Raw genomic sequence first — 18,381 nt, 5'->3', positions numbered from 1 at the left:
CTAATCCTCCTTCACGGTTGCCTTCATATAGAGAACCGCAAAAAGCGTCAGAATAATAAAGATAAACACCCCAATAGCCGACGCATAACTGTACCTAAAATACTGAAGACCATCGACATACATTTTGGTTACCAGAATATGGGCTTCTTCTGAAACACGCCCCGCATCGGCAAAGATATAGATAATATTCACCATATTGAATGTCCAGACCGTTCCCAAGATGATAGCCGGCACCATAATAGGCATGAGAAGAGGAAGCGTAATATAGTTGAACTTCTGCCAGCCTGAAGCCCCATCAATCTCTGCCGCTTCATAATAGTCTGACGAAATCGTTTGAAGTCCACCAAGAGCAATCATCATCATAAAGGGAAAACCAAGCCATATATTGACGAGAATACACGCCGCAAAGTTGAGATAGGGATTGGCAATCCATGAAATATCCTGAAGCCCAAAGGCAAAACGAAGGGTATCGTGTACCCCAATGGCTTCAAAAATAGCCGGCACAATCCCGAATTGAGCGTTAAACATTCCTTTCCAGGTGGTAGCCGCAATATACTGGGGAATAGCCCAGGGGAGAATGAGAAGCACATAGAAAATCGACTTCCCGGGAAGCTTTCTATTCAAAAGCGTAGCGAGCCAGATACCAATCGATACATGGAAAAACACATTCACCCCTGTCCAGATAATAGAACGAATAAAGGTACCAATAAAATCCTTGTCCTGGAGAAGTTTCATATAGTTATCAAGACCTTTGAAAAGGTCAGGAAAAGCAAAAGGAAGAGCAAAGATATTGATCCCTATTCTATTGAGAACCATGCGAATATTTGAGTTTCGGATATCATACACAGAAAGCATAAAACTAAACAAAATCGGCAAAAGAATCACAAGAAAAATCGCAAGATACGCGAGTGAAAGAAACCCAACTGGCTCATACCAACGAGCAGAAGGTACGATGCCCTTGACCAGTTTGTATTTTTGCGTGGTAGGTTTCTTGACCGTGGTTGCTACCGTTGCCATCTCTCTCCTCCCTCAAAATAAAGACACGCCACCGGGAGACCGGTGGCGGTAGATATTACATCTCTTTGATCTTCTGTTCAGCAATCTTCTGCATCTCTTCAGCAGCAGCCTCAGGTGTCAAAGCACCTGTCATCACTTTCTTCAGAGTAGGCCCAATAGCATCCCATACAGCGCGCATCTCAGCATTGATGGGCATAGGAATACTCTGCTTCACCTGATTAGCGGTAGCCGCAATGAAAGGATCGGCTTTGATACGATCATCCTCCATAGCCTCAAGGTTAGCAGGGCTTTCTTTAGCCACGAGAGCGTACTTCACCTGGAATTCCTTGGAAGCCATGAACTCAAGGAACTTCTTCACAGCATCAAGAACAGCCTTGTCCTTGATGTTAGCATTCACAGAAACGGTCTTGGCAGCGTTCCATGCAAGGATAGGAAGGCCGGTTTCATCCACAACAGGGAGAACAGCGATACCCAGCTTATCCTTGAGAGCATCAGCATAGCCCTGGAAGGACCAAGGACCATTGATGAGATAAGCGGCCTTGCCTTCTTTGAACATCTTGTCAGAAACATCATAATCAGATTCGCGAGGAATCACGCCTTTCTGCTTGAGACCATAGTAGTAAGCAAGAGCCTTCTTCATTTCAGGAGTATTAAGAGTAGGTGTCTTGCCATCAGCAGCAAATACACGGCCACCAAAAGCGCCAAGGAAGGTCACAAACCAGAATGCCTCTGTCTGGTTGAATACCATCGGATAGGTCTTGCCATCTTTGTACTTGGCAGTGAGAGCGATGATCTCACTCATCTTAGCAGCAGGCTTGTCAACCATGCTCTTGTTGTAGAGCAGCGTGAGGGTGTTTCCAACAAGGATAGGCAACCCATACACCTTGCCCTCAAGAGAGGATGCCTCAACGGCTGCAGGAGAAAGCTTCTTCAATACACCGGCAAGCATGTTGTCAAGAGGCATCAGAATACCGGTCTGAACCATGGTACCGATGTTGTCATTGGGCCCAAAGATCATCTCAGGACCACCACCACCGAGAGCAGCCGTTCTGAACTGCTCGCGCAGATCCTCTGTCCCATAGTGGGTGCGGACGACTTTGATGCCGGGGTTCGCAGCCATGAACTCGGCAATCATCTCGTCAAACACCTTGTCAATCGTGTCATCATGCTGTTCCCAGATGTTGATGGTTACCTCTTTCTTGGCACCACCACAGGACACCAGCACGAGACCCAACAGAGCCACCACGCTTGCCAGAGCGACAAGCTTCTTTGAGAAACTCCTTCTCATAGTCTCCTCCTTTCCAGTGTTTAGGATTTTTATTTTTTATCATTATACCACGAATGACAAAAAAGTCAATAGTTTCCCCTCTTTTCTTCAAAAAAAATCATCTCATCGCAAGACCCTTTTTCCCGATGTCCTTCCGATACTGCATACCGTCAAAATGAATCTTCTCGACCTTCTCATATGCCCTGGCAATAGCCCGCGAAAGAGTGGAAGAAATCGCTGTCACGCAGAGTACCCGTCCCCCACTGGTTATCCATTGACCGGGGCCAACCAATTTCGTTCCTGCATGAAACACAAAACAATCCACCTCCTGAGAGAGATCCCCCGTAATGGGAACCCCTTTTTTGTAGGTGCCAGGATAACCCTCAGAAGCTAAAACGACGGTGACACAGTACCCTGGATAAAACTCTATCTGAAAATTCTCCAGTTTCTCCTCTACGGTTGCCCAGGCAAGATCCAGAACACTTGTCTTCATCAACGGAACCACCACCTGGGCCTCTGGATCACCAAAACGCACATTGTATTCAAGAACAGCGGGTCCCCAGTTGGTGAGCATAAGCCCAAAGTAGAGAATCCCTGTATAGGGATAGCCCTCCTTTTTGAGACCATGAAGGGTAGGCTCAATAATATTTTTGAGAATCAATTCTTCTGTTTTCTTGTCCAAAAAGGGCACCGGTGCATAGGCCCCCATGCCACCTGTATTTGGCCCTTCATCATTGTCAAGAAGACGTTTGTGGTCCTGAGCGGAAGCCAGCCATTTATAATGCTTCCCATCACTTACCACAAAGACACTCACCTCCACCCCATCTAACCTATCTTCCAGAATAATACGATTCCCGGCCTCACCAAACTCCTTGTCCACCATCATGCGCCGGATAGCCTCAATCGTTTCTTCCTTCGTTTTGGCCACCACGACTCCCTTTCCAGCCGCAAGCCCATCCGTTTTCACCACAAAAGGACGGTTCTGTTTTTCTACATAGCGATAGGCCTCTTCTGCTTTAGAAAATACCTGAAAAAAAGCGGTAGGAATCCCGTGCCTTGCCAGAAACTCCTTCATGAAAACCTTGCTCCCCTCAAGACGGGCCGCCGCTTTTGAAGGACCAAAGACCTTGATTTTATGTTTACGGAGTTCATCTACCACACCAGCGACTAACGGAGCTTCAGGCCCGACAATCACCATCTCTATCCCTTCCTGCTGGATAAACTTGAGTAGCCTATCAAAAGGAGGAGTAAGCGGGATATCCACATTGGTACCAAACTGATGGGTTCCCCCATTGCCGGGGCAGATGTAGAGTTTTGAAAGTCTTGAACTTCGAGAAATCGACCAGGCAAGAGCCGCCTCTCTCCCCCCACTTCCCAAGAGTAATACTCTCATAGAATCTCCTCAAGAATATTTTCCTATAGTATAGGAAAAAGTGAGAAAAAGTGCAAGGAGCCCACCCTTTCCCCATGGCCAATAAACCGGAGAATTGTCGTTCCACATATGAAACTGAATAACTATTTCCACATTTCTTATGAACGAGGAAACAACACAAAAGCTTTCTGTTATGATGCCTATTAAAGAAAGTTGAGTTTGAAAGCATTACAGCAAGAGAGAGCTATTACCCTGTTTCAGCTAAACCATTGTTCTTTGCTGAAACAAAGTCATAGTCTTCAGGCCTTGGTGTCCTGGAAAGTCTCTTTCTTGCTAAAACATCGCCATAGCTCCCGCCCCTGCCTGCGGTTCGCCGTCATAGAAGCCCCGTAGGAACAGAAGCCATGTGGGCTGGTGGGAGAGGGACGTGTTCTTTTACCCCTTTTTTTTCTGTACCCCACTTCGACTTCGCTCAGTATCCACCGGGCCGCTTTTGCGGTTGTGTCTCCTTTGCCGTGGAGTGGGGAAGTCCTTCCGAAGTGAGGGCACAGGAGGTGCCCGGGCGACATCTTCTGTTGCTTTTGCCCGCAAGCCCACCGAAGTGTAGCCGCGGGGACCCCGCTTTAGCGGGGAATCGGCGAAGCGAGGTAGGCGTTCTTCTTCCGAAGTCAGGAGGACAAGTTGATGTCGCCCACGGAGGAAGGACTTCCCCTGGAAAAAGGAAAAAGTTTTTTTCTGCCCGCAAAAGCGGCCCATTATCCGTCCGAGGCGCATGCGTAGCATGCGACGAGGACAATAACCCCCTTTTGCCCCGCGCGGGAGCGCTTCGTGGAAGAAGGAAGATGGGTAACAAAAGTAGCCCAAAATTGAAAGAGGAAAGATGGTTGAACAAGTATTCAGTTTTTGTGTGAAGATAACCGTTCTGTATGAATGTGGAACAACATACCTTTGCACGAATGGGCAATACTCTCATAACTTGAAAAAAATCATTTTCTATGGCATACTTAAAGGGGAGGAAAAGTCATGCGAAATAACCTACCAGTGGTGGCTATTATAGGACGTCCAAACGTCGGCAAATCCTCTCTTTTCAATCTCCTTGTAGGAACACGCAAGTCCATTGTCGATGAAATGGAAGGCGTCACCCGTGATATCAATATGGAACTCATTCAGACTGAGTACGGGGCCTTTTATCTTTATGATACGGCGGGTTTTTTGAAAGAAGGAGATAGTTTCAATGCCTTAGTGCAGAAAAAGGTCCGCGAAGCCATTGAAAAAACCGACATCGTGCTTTTCATGGTCGATGGTCGAAATCTGCACCCAATGGACGAAGAGATTGCCGCCTTTCTCCACGAACAGGAAAAAGAGGTGTGGGTTATCGCCAACAAACTGGACAATGCCGAGATGGAACTTCAGGCGTATGAATTTTATACCCTTGGTTTTCAGGAAATCATCCCCTTCTCCGTTGTGCACAAGAGAGGTTTTGCTACGCTCAAGGAAAAAATCGAAGAGTGGGCCCAGAAACACGGCAAACCTGCCCCCAAAATCTCAGACGAAATCCGGGTGGCTATTGTCGGCAAACCAAACGTAGGAAAATCTCAGTTAGTAAACACCATTCTTGGATATGAAAGGAGTATCGTCTCTGAGGTAGCGGGTACCACCAGAGACGCTCTTGATGACATCCTCCAGTGGAAAGACAAAACCATCCGCCTCATTGATACCGCCGGTATCAAAAGAAAATCCCGCCTCCAGGACGATGTGGACTACTACACCCAGGTGAGAACTATTCAGGCTATAGAACGATCTGAAGTAGTTGTTCTCCTTGTGGATGCGGTTGAGGGACTTGCCCATGGCGACAAGGTTATCATCGATATGGTAGCAGAAAAACGACGGGGACTGGTGATTGCCTTCAACAAATGGGATCTCAAAACGACAGAGAACACCGACAACTATACCCTGATGAAGGGGTATGAGGCCTATTTCAAACAGGAACTCCCTGAATTTACCTATGTCCCCATTCATTTTATCTCCGCCAAAACAGGGTACAAAGTTCCTGCGTTGCTTGATAGGGTACTGGAAATCCATGAGTGGTTCCACAAAAGGATTGAAACCTCTGATCTCAATGATTGGCTTCAGACCATCAAAGAAGCCAACCCCTACAAACAGGCCTCAAACCTCAGGGTTTATTATGCTACCCAGATTTATGAGGCCCCTCCAGGATTTCTCTTTTTCATCAACAAAAAAGAACACCTGCGAAAGGATTACCCCCGTTTCCTTGAAAAGAGACTGCGAGAGGCCTTTGGGTTTCCCGGTATTCCATTGAAACTCATTTTCAAAGAAAAAACACGGGACGAGGAGTCCTGAAACAAAGGAGGTTACCATGCCTGTGAAAAAATCCACCACCGCGGCTTCCACAGAAAAGAAAACCACCACCCGTGGAAGCAAGAAAAAACCCACCCTGCAGGAACTTCAGCAGGAGATCGAAAAAAGGGCCTACGAAATTTCCATCGAGAGACGTGCCCAGGGAAAACACGGTGACGAACTCTCCGACTGGCTTCAGGCTGAGGCTGAAGTCAAAGCCAAGTACGGACTGTAAAAAGCGGGGATAATCCCCGCTTTACCCAAACAGGAGGTTTGTATGGAAACCTTTACTCTTCTCATCACTATTGTGGTGGTGATGGTGGCGGTTATCTTTGTGCTTTCCAAGATGATTGTCATCGTTCGACAGGCGGAAGTGATGATCATCGAACGCCTCGGTCGATACAATCGTACCATGAAAGCCGGGGTCAATATTATCATCCCCTTCCTTGAAAAACCACGCAAGGTCAAGTGGAAGGTCCAGCGTCAATATGGAGATAAGACCTATTTCTATATTACCGAACTGGACAGAATAGACCTCAGAGAAACCCTCTATGATTTTCCCCGCCAGAATGTGATTACCAAAGACAATGTCACCATTGAAATCAACGCGCTTCTCTACTTTCAGGTGATCGACCCCTACAAGGCCGTCTATGAGATTGAAAACTTCCCCGAGGCTATTGAAAAACTCACCCAGACCACCCTCCGGAATGTGATTGGGGAACTTGAACTTGATGAAACCCTTTCCTCTCGTGAAGTCATCAATGCCAAACTCCGCAGTATCCTTGACGAGGCCACAGACAAATGGGGTATCAAGATCAATCGGGTAGAGCTTCAGGATATTCTCCCTCCACGAGAGATCAAAGAAGCCATGGAAAAACAGATGCGTGCGGAAAGAGAAAAGCGAGAGATGATCCTCAAAGCCGAAGGAGAAAAACAATCCAAGATCCTTGTTGCCCAGGGAGACAAGGAGGCCTATATCACCCGCGCTGAAGGTGAAAAACAAAACGCTATCCTCCGTGCCGAAGGAGAAGCCACAGCCAAAATCCGGATCGCCGAAGCAGAAGCCGAAGCCATCCGAAAGATCAAAGAGGCTCTTGAAACCAAAACCACTGATCCTGCTCAATACCTCGTGGCTCTCAAGTATATCGAGGCTCTCCGGGAAATCGCTCAGGGAAGTGGAGGAAAAGTAGTCTTTATGCCGTATGAAGCCACCTCCCTTCTCTCTTCTCTTGGAAGCATCAAGGAACTTTTGAAAGAATTGAAATAATGAGACCTTTGCACGAATGTGCAAAGGTCTCAATAAAGTAATAAAGAAACAAAAATTAGTATCAAAATGTTCCTTGTCGTAATAAATAAACCGATTTTTTTGAATAAAAAAAGACAAATAAGCCCTTGTAAACAGAAAAAGCGGGGTTTCAGGGGCGCAGCCCCTGACCCAAACAGGGGAAGAAAACACCCGTGCAAGGGTCTCATAATGGAAGAGTTTTCTGATATCTCTTTACCCCTGGGTTATCTCAAAGAAAATAACCCAGGGGGCTTTTCATAAAAAGGTATAGTCTCACCCAAAACAAGCACGCCTGTCCATACTTTTTCTTGCTTGCAATATTTCCCCTTTTGCTTCATAATCATAAGAGTTTTGCACAAGGAGTATCGCATGTTTGGGTATATTATCCACACCCTCCAGAATGAGATCTTTTCCATCTACGGGCCAATTGCTATCCGCTGGTATGGACTTATGTATCTCGTAGGATTTGGTGTCAACTACTGGCTTCTCTCTCGCTGGATAAAACAAAAAAAGATCCTCATTCAGAAGGAGTTTTTAGCGGACTTTGCGGTAACGCTGATGATTTTCATTGTCGTGGGGGCAAGACTCGGGTACGTGCTTTTCTACAACTTTCCTGCTTTTCTTGCCAATCCTCTAACCCTTTTTGCCGTATGGGAAGGGGGTATGTCCTTTCATGGCGGCGTCCTTTTTGGGTTTCTTTTCAGCTGGATATACCTCACCTGGAAAAAGAAAAACTTCTGGGAACTGGCCGATGTTTTTATTCTTCCTCTCCCACTTGCCCTCTTTTTTGGCCGTATTGGCAATTTTATCAACGCCGAACTCTGGGGTTCTATTACCAGTGTCCCCTGGGGGGTTATTTTTCCGACGGTTCCTGTCTCTCGCTGGTATCCCCTCTCTGATCCTTCTGTCCAGAAGATAGTCGAAAAAATCAATCTCCCCATCGATGGCACTCAACCATACATTACTATCGTCACAGAAAACATCAAATCCCATTTTCAGCTTCCCTATGAGGTTGGGGAAATTCTTGTCAATCTTCCCAGACACCCCTCTCAGTTGTATGAAGCCTTTGGAGAGGGCATCGTCCTCTTTTTGATCCTCTATACCCTCTTCCGAAAAGGGGTAAAAACCCAGGGTATTTACCTTTGGAGTTTCTTCCTCGGCTATGGCATCATACGTTTTCTCGTTGAATTTATCCGACAACCTGATGCCCACATCGGCTATCTCTACGGCGGATGGCTCACCATGGGGATGGTACTTTCCCTTCCCCTTCTTGTGGTAGGACTGGCAGGACTTGTTCTCAGTCTCAAAAGGAGAAAAGTCAACACCCTATGGGGATAATTCGTCCGTTAGACCACCAGACTGTCCTGAAAATCGCTGCGGGTGAGGTTATCGATAGGCCGGCTTCGGTTGTCCGTGAACTTATCGACAATGCCCTTGACGCCCAGGCCACAGAGATTGAGGTTTCTCTTGTGGACGGGGGTATCACCTCCATAGAGGTTACGGATAATGGAAAGGGTATGGAAGCAGACGATCTTGCCATCTGTTATCATAACCATACCACAAGCAAGATCTCAAGCTTTGATGATTTAGAAAGCCTTTCCACGCTCGGATTTCGGGGAGAGGCTCTTGCCAGTATTGCCAGTGTTGCCACGCTAGATATCATGTCCCGCCCAAAGCAAAGCCTTTCAGGCTATCGGCTTGTGGTCTCCTATGGAGAAGCCCGTCCCTTGCAGGAGGTCGGCATGGGATATGGGACTATTGTCCGGGTCACCGACCTTTTTGAACATATTCCCGCACGAAAGAAATTTCTCCAATCCCCCACTCAAGAAAGCAAACTTGTCTTCAGAGAACTCATCAAAAAGATGCTTGTTTTTCCCGAATGCGGTTTTTCCTACCGGGGTGATGGAAGAGAAAAATTCCGCACCCCGCCACGACATACCTATCTTGAACGTATCATTGATCTTTTTGGAGATATCTCAAACGATATTCTCCCTTTTTCGTTTGAAATAGGCTATGCGAGGATTCAAGGATTTTTGGGAAAACCAACCCTTCTCAAACCCCAGAGAAATATGCAGTTTTTTGCTGTCAATCGTCGTATGGTAGAGTGGAAATCCTTTCCCTTTGTTCTGTCCCAGGTCTATGAGAACCTCATCCCAGCTCAAAAACACCCTGTCGCTTTTGTTTTTGTGGATATGGATCCCTCAGAGGTGGATGTCAATGTTCATCCTATGAAAAAAGAGGTGCGATTCAGGCAGGAAAGAAAATTCCAGGAGGCTCTGTGGCAAAACATGGAGCAAGCTCTCCAGAAAGCCCTGAAAAGTACCACCTCTTCCACGTTCTCTTCTTCCTCTTCAGATAGCACTTCTCAGAACGTTTCATTTCCCCTCGTATGGACTATGAAAGAATCCTCTCTCTACGAAGAAGCCTCTCACCTTCCAGAACCTGATTTTCTTCGCGAATCCTCTTCTTCACCCTTTTTTTCGCCAGAACTCTTTTCGTCTGATACATCATCTTTTTCTTTCGATGACTATCGCTACGCGGGAAGTCTTTTTGCTACCTATCTCCTTCTTGAAAAAGACGATGAGGTGGTGGTTATAGACCAGCACGCCGCTCATGAAAGAATACGCTACGAAGAGATAAAACGCACCTTCACAGAAAAAAAAGCCTCGCAAGAACTGCTCTATCCACTCTCTCTTGTTCTGACCAGTGACCAGTACGATGATGTCTTTGCCCATCAGGATTTTTTCCATTCCTTGGGGTTTGAAATAGAACCCTTTGGGGGTACGACCATTCTGATCCGCTCTATTCCTGCCATGCTCTCACCAGAGGCCACCCAGCAGGCCTTTGAAGCCTGCCTTGATACCTTAGAAACCGGGAAAAACGTCTCTCTCTCAGATCTCATCGACGAAGCCATCAAACAATTAGCCTGCAAAACAGCGGTAAAAGCGCACGAAAGGCTCTCAGAACCAGAAGTTCGGGGACTTCTTCACACTCTTTCCCATACCCCCAATGCCACCAGCTGTCCTCATGGTCGCCCTACCTTCCTTCGCTTAAGCAAAAAAGAGCTGGAAAAACTCTTCAAACGCACAGGGTTTTAGTATGTTTCTGCCCATGACAAAATCAGAAATGGAAGCACGTGGCTGGAAAGAGCTTGATGTCATTCTCATCACCGGGGATGCTTATATCGATTCTCCTTTCAGTGGGGTAGCGGTCATTGGGCGTGTTCTCGAAGATGCCGGTTATCGAGTGGGTATCATCGCCTGTCCCGATCCCAAAAATGACCATGATTTTCAACGGTTAGGAGAACCCCGCCTCTTCTGGGGTATTACAGCGGGGGCTATGGATTCCATGGTGGCCAACTATACACCGCTAAAAAAACCCAGAAAACAGGATGATATGCTTCCTGCCGGGAAAAATACAAGACCAGACAGAGCCACCATTGTCTATACCAACACCATACGCCGGATTTTTGGCAAAACCGCTCCGATTGTCTTAGGAGGGATAGAAGCCAGTCTCAGACGGATCATTCACTACGACTACTGGGACGACGATCTTCGACGGTCTCTGTTGATGGATAGCAAGGCAGATTTCCTCATCTATGGGATGGGAGAGAAATCTGTCCTTGAACTGGCCGAAAAACTCAAAAAAGGTGAAGACCCTCGTACCATAAGAGGACTGTGTTATCTTTCCTCTCAACCGCCTTCAGACGGTGTAGAACTCCCCGGCTGGGATGAAGTGAAAAGCGATAAACTCCTTTTTATCCAGATGTTTCATGAGTTCTATCGAGAACAGGACCCGATAAGGGGAAGAAGACTCTTCCAGCGTCAAACCCCTCATAACGATCCCCCTCGCTATCTTGTCCACAACCCACCGGCTTTTCCCCTTACCCAGCCAGAACTTGATCATATCTATGAACTTCCCTACGAGTACGATGCCCACCCCATTCATCATAAACAAGGTCCCATCCGCGCCCTTGAGACCATTCGATTTTCCATCACCACTCACAGGGGATGCTACGGAGAATGCCGTTTCTGTGCTATTGCGGTGCATCAAGGGCGCCAGATCCTCTCCCGCTCTTTTGAATCCATTGTCAGAGAAGCAAGACGCCTCACCGCTCACCCCCTCTTTCGTGGCTATATTCACGATGTAGGAGGCCCCACCGCCAATATGTGGCAGATGGACTGTGAGAAAAAAACAAAAACTGGAGCCTGTCCTACCCGCTCATGTCTTTTTCCCTCCCCCTGTGAACAACTCTCCCCCTCTCACAACTCCCAGAGAAAACTTCTCGAAACCCTTCGACACCTTCCTAGGGTGAAAGCTGTTTTTGTTTCTTCTGGTATCAGACCAGACCTCGTGTACGCTGATCCTGCTGGAGAATCGTATATCAAGCAGATAGTCTTTTTCCACACCTCCGGACAACTCAAACTTGCCCCAGAACATACAGAAAAACCCATTCTTGCCCTCATGGGCAAACCCGATCTCTCTTCTCTACTTCAGTTCCGAAGAGACTTCCTCCGTTTCTCAAAACAAGCGGGCAAGAAACAATTTCTCACCTACTATTTCATAGCCGCTCATCCTGGATGTACCCTTCAGGATATGCAAAGAGCCAAAGACTTCATCCAGAAACATCTTCATCTCACCCCTGAACAGGTCCAGATCTTCACCCCTACCCCTCTTACCTACGCCTCCGTGATGTACTATACCGAACGGGATCCCTTTCATCCCGAAAAAACCATCTTTGTAGAGAAAAGCCCCGCAGGAAAACAAAAACAGAAAGATATCCTGCAAGAAGAAAAAAAGTCCCCCTCTCGTCTCCACAAAAGACCTCCAAAAAGTTGACAAACCTCTCTTTTCCCGATACAATAATAAACTTTTTGAAAGCAAGTAGCGAGAAGACGATACGAGAAGTGAGGAAGCATGACACGACAGGGTGCACTAACCATACAGACCAACAGGACCATCCTTGTGGACACCCATCATGAGGCATTTGAAGAGGTCCAGAAACATCTTTTTACCTTTGCTGAACTCACCAAGACCCTTGAACATGTTCATTTTTATCGTATCACTCCCATCTCCCTCTGGAATGCCGCGGCCAATGGAATCCCCTTCGAGCATATCGTGGAGATCCTCGAGAAGTTTTCTCGCTATCCTGTTCCCAAACCTGTTCTTGATTTCATTGATGAACATTATCACCGCTATGGTCAGGTTATCTTCTACAACCAGAATGGAAACTTGTCCATTGTTATCCAGGACGAAACCCTGCGTCAAAATATTGGAACCTACCTCAAGTCCTTTGAGTTGCAACCAACAGAAAACGGCTATCTTACTTCCATGGACAACCGGGGAGGTATCAAAGCCACCCTCATCAAACACCTCATCCCCGTCAAAGACTTGGCCGGGTATGAAAAAGGAGAGAAACTCCGCTTCTCCCTGCGCAAAACCACCCTGAGTGGCACTGAGTTCTCTCTTCGGTTCTATCAGGCTGAAGCCGCCTACCTCTTCTCTCAATGGAAAGAGGGAAGCGGGGTGATTGTCCTCCCCTGTGGAGCGGGCAAAACAATTGTAGGCATCGCTATCATGAATGACATCCAGGAAAATACCCTGATCATCGCCACAAACTTAGAAGCCCTCCATCAGTGGAAAAGAGAACTTCTTGACAAAACCACCCTTTCTGAGGATCAAATAGGGGAATACACCTCCCAGGAAAAATCCATTCGTCCTGTAACCCTCACCACCTACCCCATGCTTGTCCACCGCAAATCAAGTTCAGAGGAAAGACATCTCAATATCCTTACCCAGCACCAGTGGGGACTGATTATCTACGATGAAGTGCATATTCTCCCCGCCCCTATCTTTCGAATGACCACCGCCATCCAGAGCAAACGCCGTCTTGGTCTCACCGCTACCCTTGTCCGTGAAGACAACCAGGAAGGAGAGGTGTTTTCTCTCATCGGGCCCAAGATCTACGAACACGGATGGAAAAGCCTTGAACAACAGGGGTGGATTGCCACCGCCCGCTGCTACGAAATCCGGGTACCCCTTTCTGGAGAGGATTTTGACACCTATCTCAGGGCATCCCAGAGACAACGTTTCCGGATAGCTTCAGAGAATATCAATAAACTCTTGGTTGTCGAGTATCTTCTCGATCGATTTCGGGATCAAAATATTCTCATTATTGGACATTTTCTGGAACAGCTTGAGGAAATCTCTCGTGCCTTTGGTATTCCCCTTGTGACGGGACAAACCCCCACCGAAGAGAGAGAAAAACTCTATGATGCCTTCCGGAAAAAAGAGATCACCACCCTGATTGTCTCGCGGGTGGGCAATTTCTCTATCGACTTACCCGGGGCAAATGTCGCTATCCAGGTATCTGGGATTTTTGGTTCCCGCCAGGAAGAAGCCCAGCGTCTCGGTAGAATTCTCCGGCCTCAAGCCCAGGACGCCCATTTTTTCACCATTGTTTCCCAGAACACGATAGAAGAAGAATTCGCCAAGCGTCGTCAGATGTTCCTCATCGAAAAGGGATATACCTATGAGGTTCTCTACTTCACCCCAAAATCCAGAACCATGGTCCAAGAGGTAAATGTTCCATGAGACACACCATTTCAAGAAATTTTGCCCTCAAATGGTTTGAAAAAGAACCAGAACTCATCGCCACCCTCTACAGGGAAATCACAGGGGAAGAGGTCACCCCCTCCTTTGATACCCCTACAAACCAGCAGCGTCTTGCCAGGATTCAAGCCTGGTGGGATGAACACCTCAGCGAACTTTTAGACAGCCTTTCGGATAGAGAACGTGTCGTTCTCGATATTATCATCAAAAACTTTGGCTGGTTGGTGTATGATTCTCTTGAGAATCTTCTCCGTTTCCTGAGTTCCGTCTTTTTTATTGACAAAAACGATCTCAAAAAGGGGCTTGAAGATCTCAATACCAGACGGTTCATCTACATCTATGAACCCCTAACGCATTATTCTTTTTTGTTTCTTTCTCCTTTTATCCCCCTCCAGACCCTCGAGGAACCCATTGATGAAAACCTTGCCCAACACTTCTACGACCTCCTTCCCCCGATTATTGGCCTGCTCGCCTATCTCATTGCCTTTACCCCACGAAGCTCAGAGGCTAACGAAATCCATCGTATTGATTTTCAAAAACTTCAGAGCTTTTTTGAGCACTCAACCGCATCCAAGCATATAGACACCTACCTCAAAAACCTTGCCCGTATTGGACTCATCCAGAAATACAACAACCGAATTGTTATCCAGAAAACCATGGTGGACCAGATGAGACAACTCCCTCTTTCTTCCCTTTTTACCTTGGCTTTTTTTTACGAAACCTTGGAAAAACTCGAATTTCAAAAAAGCGCCTTTCTCACCCTTCAGTGGCTTGCTTATAGCCGAAACGAGGCTCTCCCCTTACGGGAGGTTTTCTTCTACTATTGTCAGCATGTCCTCACCACGCTTCCCCGCCAGAGCCTCAAGTCCATGAAGGTTTTTCTTCAAAAAGAGGAACAAAACTTCCTCCTTTTCATCAAAAACCTCGAAAAAAACCACATCATCACCATCCAGCGCCACAATCCCCTTCAGATTTCACGTCAGGACAGTCTCATCCTCAACCCCTTCTATCGTGCCCTTCTCCGTCATGAGGATATCTCCGCCTTTTTCAGCAATACCTCCTTCATTGTCGAAGCCAATGGAGAGATTATTGTCGAACCAGACCTTCACCCATCCATTCATCTCGAACTCATTTTCTTAGCAGAACCCAAGGAGATCCATACCCTTTCCATCTATCAGATAACCAAAAGATCTATCTACAAAGCCCTTGCCTACGGATATACCATTAACACCATGATAGAGTTTCTTGAAAAACATTCCCGCCATTCTCTCCCTCCCCAGCTCATCCAGACTATTCGCGACTACGGGGAACATTACCGCCATCCTACACCGGAGAGTTTTCGTATCCTCCAGTTTCCATCCACGAGTTCTTCTCTCATCGCCGACCATTTCTCTCAGGAAAGTATTGAAATAGAACCCCATACCTTTTTGTTCTTCGATGAAGCCGTCTATCAACAGGTCAAAAACTTCTGTACCCAGCATAGCATCCCCTTCAAGGAAAATATCAACTTTCTCCACCAGAGTATTGTGACCTACCCTGAATCTCTTGAACACCATATCAAACATCTCAAACGATTCATCGATAACCTTGAAAGTCAGAGTATGTTTTTTCCTCAACAGGATATTCTCAAGGTTCGCCTTCTCTCTCAAAAAGATTTTGAGCTTCTCTCAGAAAAAACCCCCGAGCATTGACTTTTTTTCTCTTTTGCCTTATAATACTTCATCTTGACAGATGGAGAGGTGGCCGAGTAGGTCGAAGGCGGCTCCCTGCTAAGGAGTTGTACGGGACTAAATCCCGTACCGCGGGTTCGAATCCCGCCCTCTCCGTTTTACTCAACTTTTTTCAAAAATTTCCGTTATACCTATCACACCATCTATCAAAATTCTGGAGTTTCTCATGCGTATAGAAAAGCTTTTTCTTTTTGCTTTGCTCAGCACCAATGCCCTCTTTTCTGAGGGAGAAGAAACAAATACCCCCTCTTTTCCTCGAGACTTTCGAGACGAAGTGATTAACCCTTTTGAAGAGACTTTTCGCCCCTCGGTGATGGAATGGGATATCACCAATACCCATATTGTTGCTTTCTACGGCCATCCAAAATCACGTATTATGGGTATCGTGGGTCGTCTCTCCAAGGATGAACTTGCTAAAGAACTCCGACGCTATGCCCTTGACTACGAAAAAGCGAGTGGAAAACCAGCCATTCCCGCGGTGTATCTCATCTACGGCACCTGTCAACCAGGGGGTGAGATTGGTATCATGTCTTCCAATCTTGTTCAGGAGTATATCACCTTCACAGAGACCAATGGGTTTCTCTTGTTTCTCGACCATCAGATTGGCAAGTATACCGTGGAACATGCCATTTCGAGGCTTTTGCCCTTCATGAAATATCCTCATGTCCATCCAGCCCTCGATCCTGAATGGCGAACGCTGAGGCCCATGAAAGAGATAGGGAGTGTCACCGCCGAAGAGGTTAATAACGCCCAGAAAATCCTCAGTGATTATCTTGTGAAAAACAATATCCATCTTCCCAAGATTCTTGTGATCCACCAGTTTAACTGGAAGATGATTCGTCAACGTCATCTCGTCAAAACCGGGTATCCCTATGTGTATCTCATTCACACCGCTGACGGCTTTGGTTCCCCAAAGCTCAAAAAAAGCACCTATGCCTACAACGCGCTGGCTACTAACATGCCCTACAAGGGATTCAAACTCTTCTTCTACTCTGGATTCAAGGGTGCTGGCTATGATGACCCTCTCATGAAACCCGAAGAAGTCATCACGTTGAAACCTGTACCGTTTCTTATTATCTATCAGTGAGGAAAAGTATGGAAAATTTCTGGTTTTGTTTCATTCCCATTTTTGTGGCCATCGATCCCATCGGGATCCTGCCGTTTTATCAAAGTTTTACCCACCCTTTCTCCACCACAAAAAAACGGGCTATCGCCTGGCAATCGGTATTCACCGCCTTTGTGGTTACCGTGGTGTTTCTTTTCCTCGGCAAACCCCTCCTCCGCTACCTTGGGGTAAGTGTAGGAGACTTCATGATTGCCGGTGGAAGTGTCCTTTTTGTCATCTCACTCAAAGACCTTCTCTCCTCTTCCACCCAGGGACAAATCCTGGATGAGGAAAGCCTCGGTGCCTTTCCCATCGGAGTTCCGCTTGTCGCAGGACCAGCTCTTCTCACCACTGTCCTTCTGACAAGAGAAAAATATGGTGCCCCCATGACCATTGGGGCTCTTTTTCTCGCCCTCTTTCTCACCTGGCTTTTCTTCTTCTTTTCCCAGCATATCTTTGATCGCATTGGAAAAAACGGTGCCCACATCATCTCCAAGATTGCCAACCTGCTTTTAGCCGCCATCGCTGTCATGCTCATGAGAGAGGGACTTCTTCTTCTTTTGGGAAAAACCTCGTGAAAAGGACACTCTTTTTCTCTCTTGCAGGGTCTCTTCTTTTGTTCATCAATCACTCTTTTGCTCTCTCCAAAGACGAACTCATGGGAAAGATCTCTGCAAGCCAGCATCCAGATTTTGTGCGCTTTGTTTCTGGGGGAAGAGTCTTCTACCTTCGTCGGGAGGCTTACGAAGCCTTAGCTGCCATGACAAAAGCCGCAAAAAAAGATGGTATATCTCTTGTGGTTGTCTCTGCCTTCCGAAGCTTTGACGACCAGAAACGTATCTGGGAAACCAAATGGAAACGTTTTGCCTCTTCCTATCCTGATCCCCTGCAACGCTGCAAGGTTATTCTCCGCTACTCCTCGGCTCCTGGAACGTCCCGTCACCACTGGGGAACCGATGTGGATTTTGTCTCTGTTGACCCGGCCTTTTTCAAAACAAAAGAAGGCCAAAAAATCCTCATGTGGTTAGAAAGGTACGCCCCCACCTATGGTTTTGAAAGACCCTATCCCCCCCTCTCCCAGCGAAACCGTGGTTATGAAGAAGAACCATGGCACTGGTCATATCGTCCCCTGGCAACAAACTACCTCTCCCTTTATACCAATACCATTACCCCACAAGATATCACCGGATTTTCTGGAGCTGACGCTTTGAAAGAAGTAGATATCTTTTCGTATATCCTCGGGATATCCCCTACTCTTCTCCCCTAAGCAGAACGAAGAAAAGCATAGGCCTCGTCAACAGAAGACACCACATGGACGATCTTGTCAATATTAGAAACATAGAGAAGCTTTTCTACCTGCGGACCATCGTAAAGTAAACATACCTTTGAGTTTTGCTTGAAAGCATGAGTAGCCAAACGAATAATAATCCCCAACCCCGAAGAATCTAAATAGGTGACACCCCTGAGATCCACAATAAATTTGTAAAGTCCCATCTTGATATACGCGGCAATTTCCTTGTGAAGCATCTCATATTCTTCAGTAAAGATAGTGAGTTCTCCTTCTACCTTGATGAGAACAATATCGTCCTCAGAGATACTCACCTTGACTCGCAGCGCTCCTGAAGCCACAACGCA

Annotated in this window: 15 protein-coding genes and 1 tRNA gene; 12 read left to right on the top strand and 4 right to left on the bottom strand. The window is 46.8% G+C overall.

Annotation, left to right across the window (positions count from 1 at the left end; all coding sequences use genetic code 11):
• From BREVNS_RS08935 to purD, 3 genes are all read right to left on the bottom strand, one after another.
• Window positions 1-1,017 (bottom strand): carbohydrate ABC transporter permease, encoded by a 1,017-nt coding sequence (locus tag BREVNS_RS08935; protein ID WP_483426665.1) that lies wholly within the window; start codon window positions 1,015-1,017, stop codon window positions 1-3.
• A 55-nt stretch (window positions 1,018-1,072) separates the two neighbouring features.
• Complete coding sequence (locus BREVNS_RS08930; RefSeq protein ID WP_483426664.1) at window positions 1,073-2,305, bottom strand: sugar ABC transporter substrate-binding protein; 1,233 nt, start codon at window positions 2,303-2,305, stop codon at window positions 1,073-1,075.
• A 97-nt stretch (window positions 2,306-2,402) separates the two neighbouring features.
• A complete protein-coding gene (gene purD / locus BREVNS_RS08925) occupies window positions 2,403-3,677 on the bottom strand; it encodes a phosphoribosylamine--glycine ligase (RefSeq protein ID WP_483426663.1) in 1,275 nt (424 codons plus the stop codon).
• 1,002 nt (window positions 3,678-4,679) lie between these two features.
• Between purD and der the strand changes: the two genes are divergently transcribed.
• The 12 genes from der (at window position 4,680) to BREVNS_RS08865 (ending at window position 18,013) form a co-directional block, all read left to right on the top strand.
• Window positions 4,680-6,017 carry a ribosome biogenesis GTPase Der gene (gene der / locus BREVNS_RS08920; protein ID WP_483426662.1) on the top strand — a complete coding sequence of 446 codons (1,338 nt, stop codon included), beginning with the start codon at window positions 4,680-4,682 and terminating at the stop codon, window positions 6,015-6,017.
• 16 nt (window positions 6,018-6,033) lie between these two features.
• A complete protein-coding gene (locus BREVNS_RS08915; RefSeq protein WP_483426661.1) occupies window positions 6,034-6,249 on the top strand; it encodes a DUF2934 domain-containing protein in 216 nt (71 codons plus the stop codon).
• Window positions 6,250-6,291: 42 nt separating this feature from the next.
• Entirely contained in the window at window positions 6,292-7,281 is a 990-nt protein-coding gene (locus BREVNS_RS08910; RefSeq protein WP_483426660.1) for an SPFH domain-containing protein, read from the top strand.
• A 387-nt stretch (window positions 7,282-7,668) separates the two neighbouring features.
• Window positions 7,669-8,637, top strand: a complete 969-nt coding sequence (lgt, locus tag BREVNS_RS08905; RefSeq protein WP_483426659.1) for a prolipoprotein diacylglyceryl transferase — start codon at window positions 7,669-7,671, stop codon at window positions 8,635-8,637.
• The gene (gene mutL, locus BREVNS_RS08900) at window positions 8,628-10,397 is read left to right on the top strand and encodes a DNA mismatch repair endonuclease MutL (RefSeq protein WP_483426658.1); all 1,770 of its coding nucleotides are present in this window, start codon (window positions 8,628-8,630) and stop codon (window positions 10,395-10,397) included. Before lgt ends, mutL begins: the two co-directional genes overlap by 10 nt.
• 1 nt (window position 10,398) lies before the next feature.
• The gene (locus BREVNS_RS08895; RefSeq protein WP_483426657.1) at window positions 10,399-12,138 is read left to right on the top strand and encodes a YgiQ family radical SAM protein; all 1,740 of its coding nucleotides are present in this window, start codon (window positions 10,399-10,401) and stop codon (window positions 12,136-12,138) included.
• A 78-nt stretch (window positions 12,139-12,216) separates the two neighbouring features.
• A complete protein-coding gene (locus tag BREVNS_RS08890; protein ID WP_483426656.1) occupies window positions 12,217-13,893 on the top strand; it encodes a DNA repair helicase XPB in 1,677 nt (558 codons plus the stop codon).
• On the top strand, window positions 13,890-15,602 hold the full coding sequence (locus BREVNS_RS08885) for a helicase-associated domain-containing protein (protein WP_483426655.1): 1,713 nt from the start codon (window positions 13,890-13,892) through the stop codon (window positions 15,600-15,602). The genes BREVNS_RS08890 and BREVNS_RS08885 overlap by 4 nt, the downstream gene beginning before the upstream one ends.
• A 42-nt stretch (window positions 15,603-15,644) precedes the next feature.
• A tRNA-Ser gene (locus tag BREVNS_RS08880) sits at window positions 15,645-15,737 on the top strand.
• A gap of 70 nt (window positions 15,738-15,807) precedes the next feature.
• Window positions 15,808-16,728 carry a hypothetical protein gene (locus BREVNS_RS08875; protein WP_483426654.1) on the top strand — a complete coding sequence of 307 codons (921 nt, stop codon included), beginning with the start codon at window positions 15,808-15,810 and terminating at the stop codon, window positions 16,726-16,728.
• Between the two features lie 8 nt (window positions 16,729-16,736).
• Window positions 16,737-17,324, top strand: coding sequence for a MarC family protein (locus BREVNS_RS08870; protein ID WP_483426653.1), 588 nt, complete (start codon window positions 16,737-16,739; stop codon window positions 17,322-17,324).
• Window positions 17,321-18,013 carry a M15 family metallopeptidase gene (locus tag BREVNS_RS08865; RefSeq protein WP_483426652.1) on the top strand — a complete coding sequence of 231 codons (693 nt, stop codon included), beginning with the start codon at window positions 17,321-17,323 and terminating at the stop codon, window positions 18,011-18,013. Before BREVNS_RS08870 ends, BREVNS_RS08865 begins: the two co-directional genes overlap by 4 nt.
• On the opposite strand, the gene BREVNS_RS08860 is transcribed toward BREVNS_RS08865, so the two are convergent.
• Window positions 18,010-18,375 (bottom strand): STAS domain-containing protein, encoded by a 366-nt coding sequence (locus BREVNS_RS08860; protein WP_483426651.1) that lies wholly within the window; start codon window positions 18,373-18,375, stop codon window positions 18,010-18,012. The two genes, BREVNS_RS08865 and BREVNS_RS08860, sit on opposite strands and share 4 nt — an antisense overlap.
• Window positions 18,376-18,381 lie beyond the last annotated feature (6 nt).

It is taken from the genome of Longinema margulisiae, from assembly GCF_025266855.1.
GTDB lineage: Bacteria > Spirochaetota > Brevinematia > Brevinematales > Thermospiraceae > Thermospira.
This window is presented reverse-complemented; position numbering and strand designations above follow the sequence as displayed.

Bases quoted from the DNA above. Each gene is read 5' to 3' on its own strand.
- BREVNS_RS08935 (WP_483426665.1), bottom strand. From the start codon at position 1,017: ATGGCAACGGTAGCAACCACGGTCAAGAAACCTACCACGCAAAAATAC.
- BREVNS_RS08930 (WP_483426664.1), bottom strand. From the start codon at position 2,305: ATGAGAAGGAGTTTCTCAAAGAAGCTTGTCGCTCTGGCAAGCGTGGTG.
- purD (WP_483426663.1), bottom strand. From the start codon at position 3,677: ATGAGAGTATTACTCTTGGGAAGTGGGGGGAGAGAGGCGGCTCTTGCC.
- der (WP_483426662.1), top strand. From the start codon at position 4,680: ATGCGAAATAACCTACCAGTGGTGGCTATTATAGGACGTCCAAACGTC.
- BREVNS_RS08915 (WP_483426661.1), top strand. From the start codon at position 6,034: ATGCCTGTGAAAAAATCCACCACCGCGGCTTCCACAGAAAAGAAAACC.
- BREVNS_RS08910 (WP_483426660.1), top strand. From the start codon at position 6,292: ATGGAAACCTTTACTCTTCTCATCACTATTGTGGTGGTGATGGTGGCG.
- lgt (WP_483426659.1), top strand. From the start codon at position 7,669: ATGTTTGGGTATATTATCCACACCCTCCAGAATGAGATCTTTTCCATC.
- mutL (WP_483426658.1), top strand. From the start codon at position 8,628: ATGGGGATAATTCGTCCGTTAGACCACCAGACTGTCCTGAAAATCGCT.
- BREVNS_RS08895 (WP_483426657.1), top strand. From the start codon at position 10,399: ATGTTTCTGCCCATGACAAAATCAGAAATGGAAGCACGTGGCTGGAAA.
- BREVNS_RS08890 (WP_483426656.1), top strand. From the start codon at position 12,217: ATGACACGACAGGGTGCACTAACCATACAGACCAACAGGACCATCCTT.
- BREVNS_RS08885 (WP_483426655.1), top strand. From the start codon at position 13,890: ATGAGACACACCATTTCAAGAAATTTTGCCCTCAAATGGTTTGAAAAA.
- BREVNS_RS08875 (WP_483426654.1), top strand. From the start codon at position 15,808: ATGCGTATAGAAAAGCTTTTTCTTTTTGCTTTGCTCAGCACCAATGCC.
- BREVNS_RS08870 (WP_483426653.1), top strand. From the start codon at position 16,737: ATGGAAAATTTCTGGTTTTGTTTCATTCCCATTTTTGTGGCCATCGAT.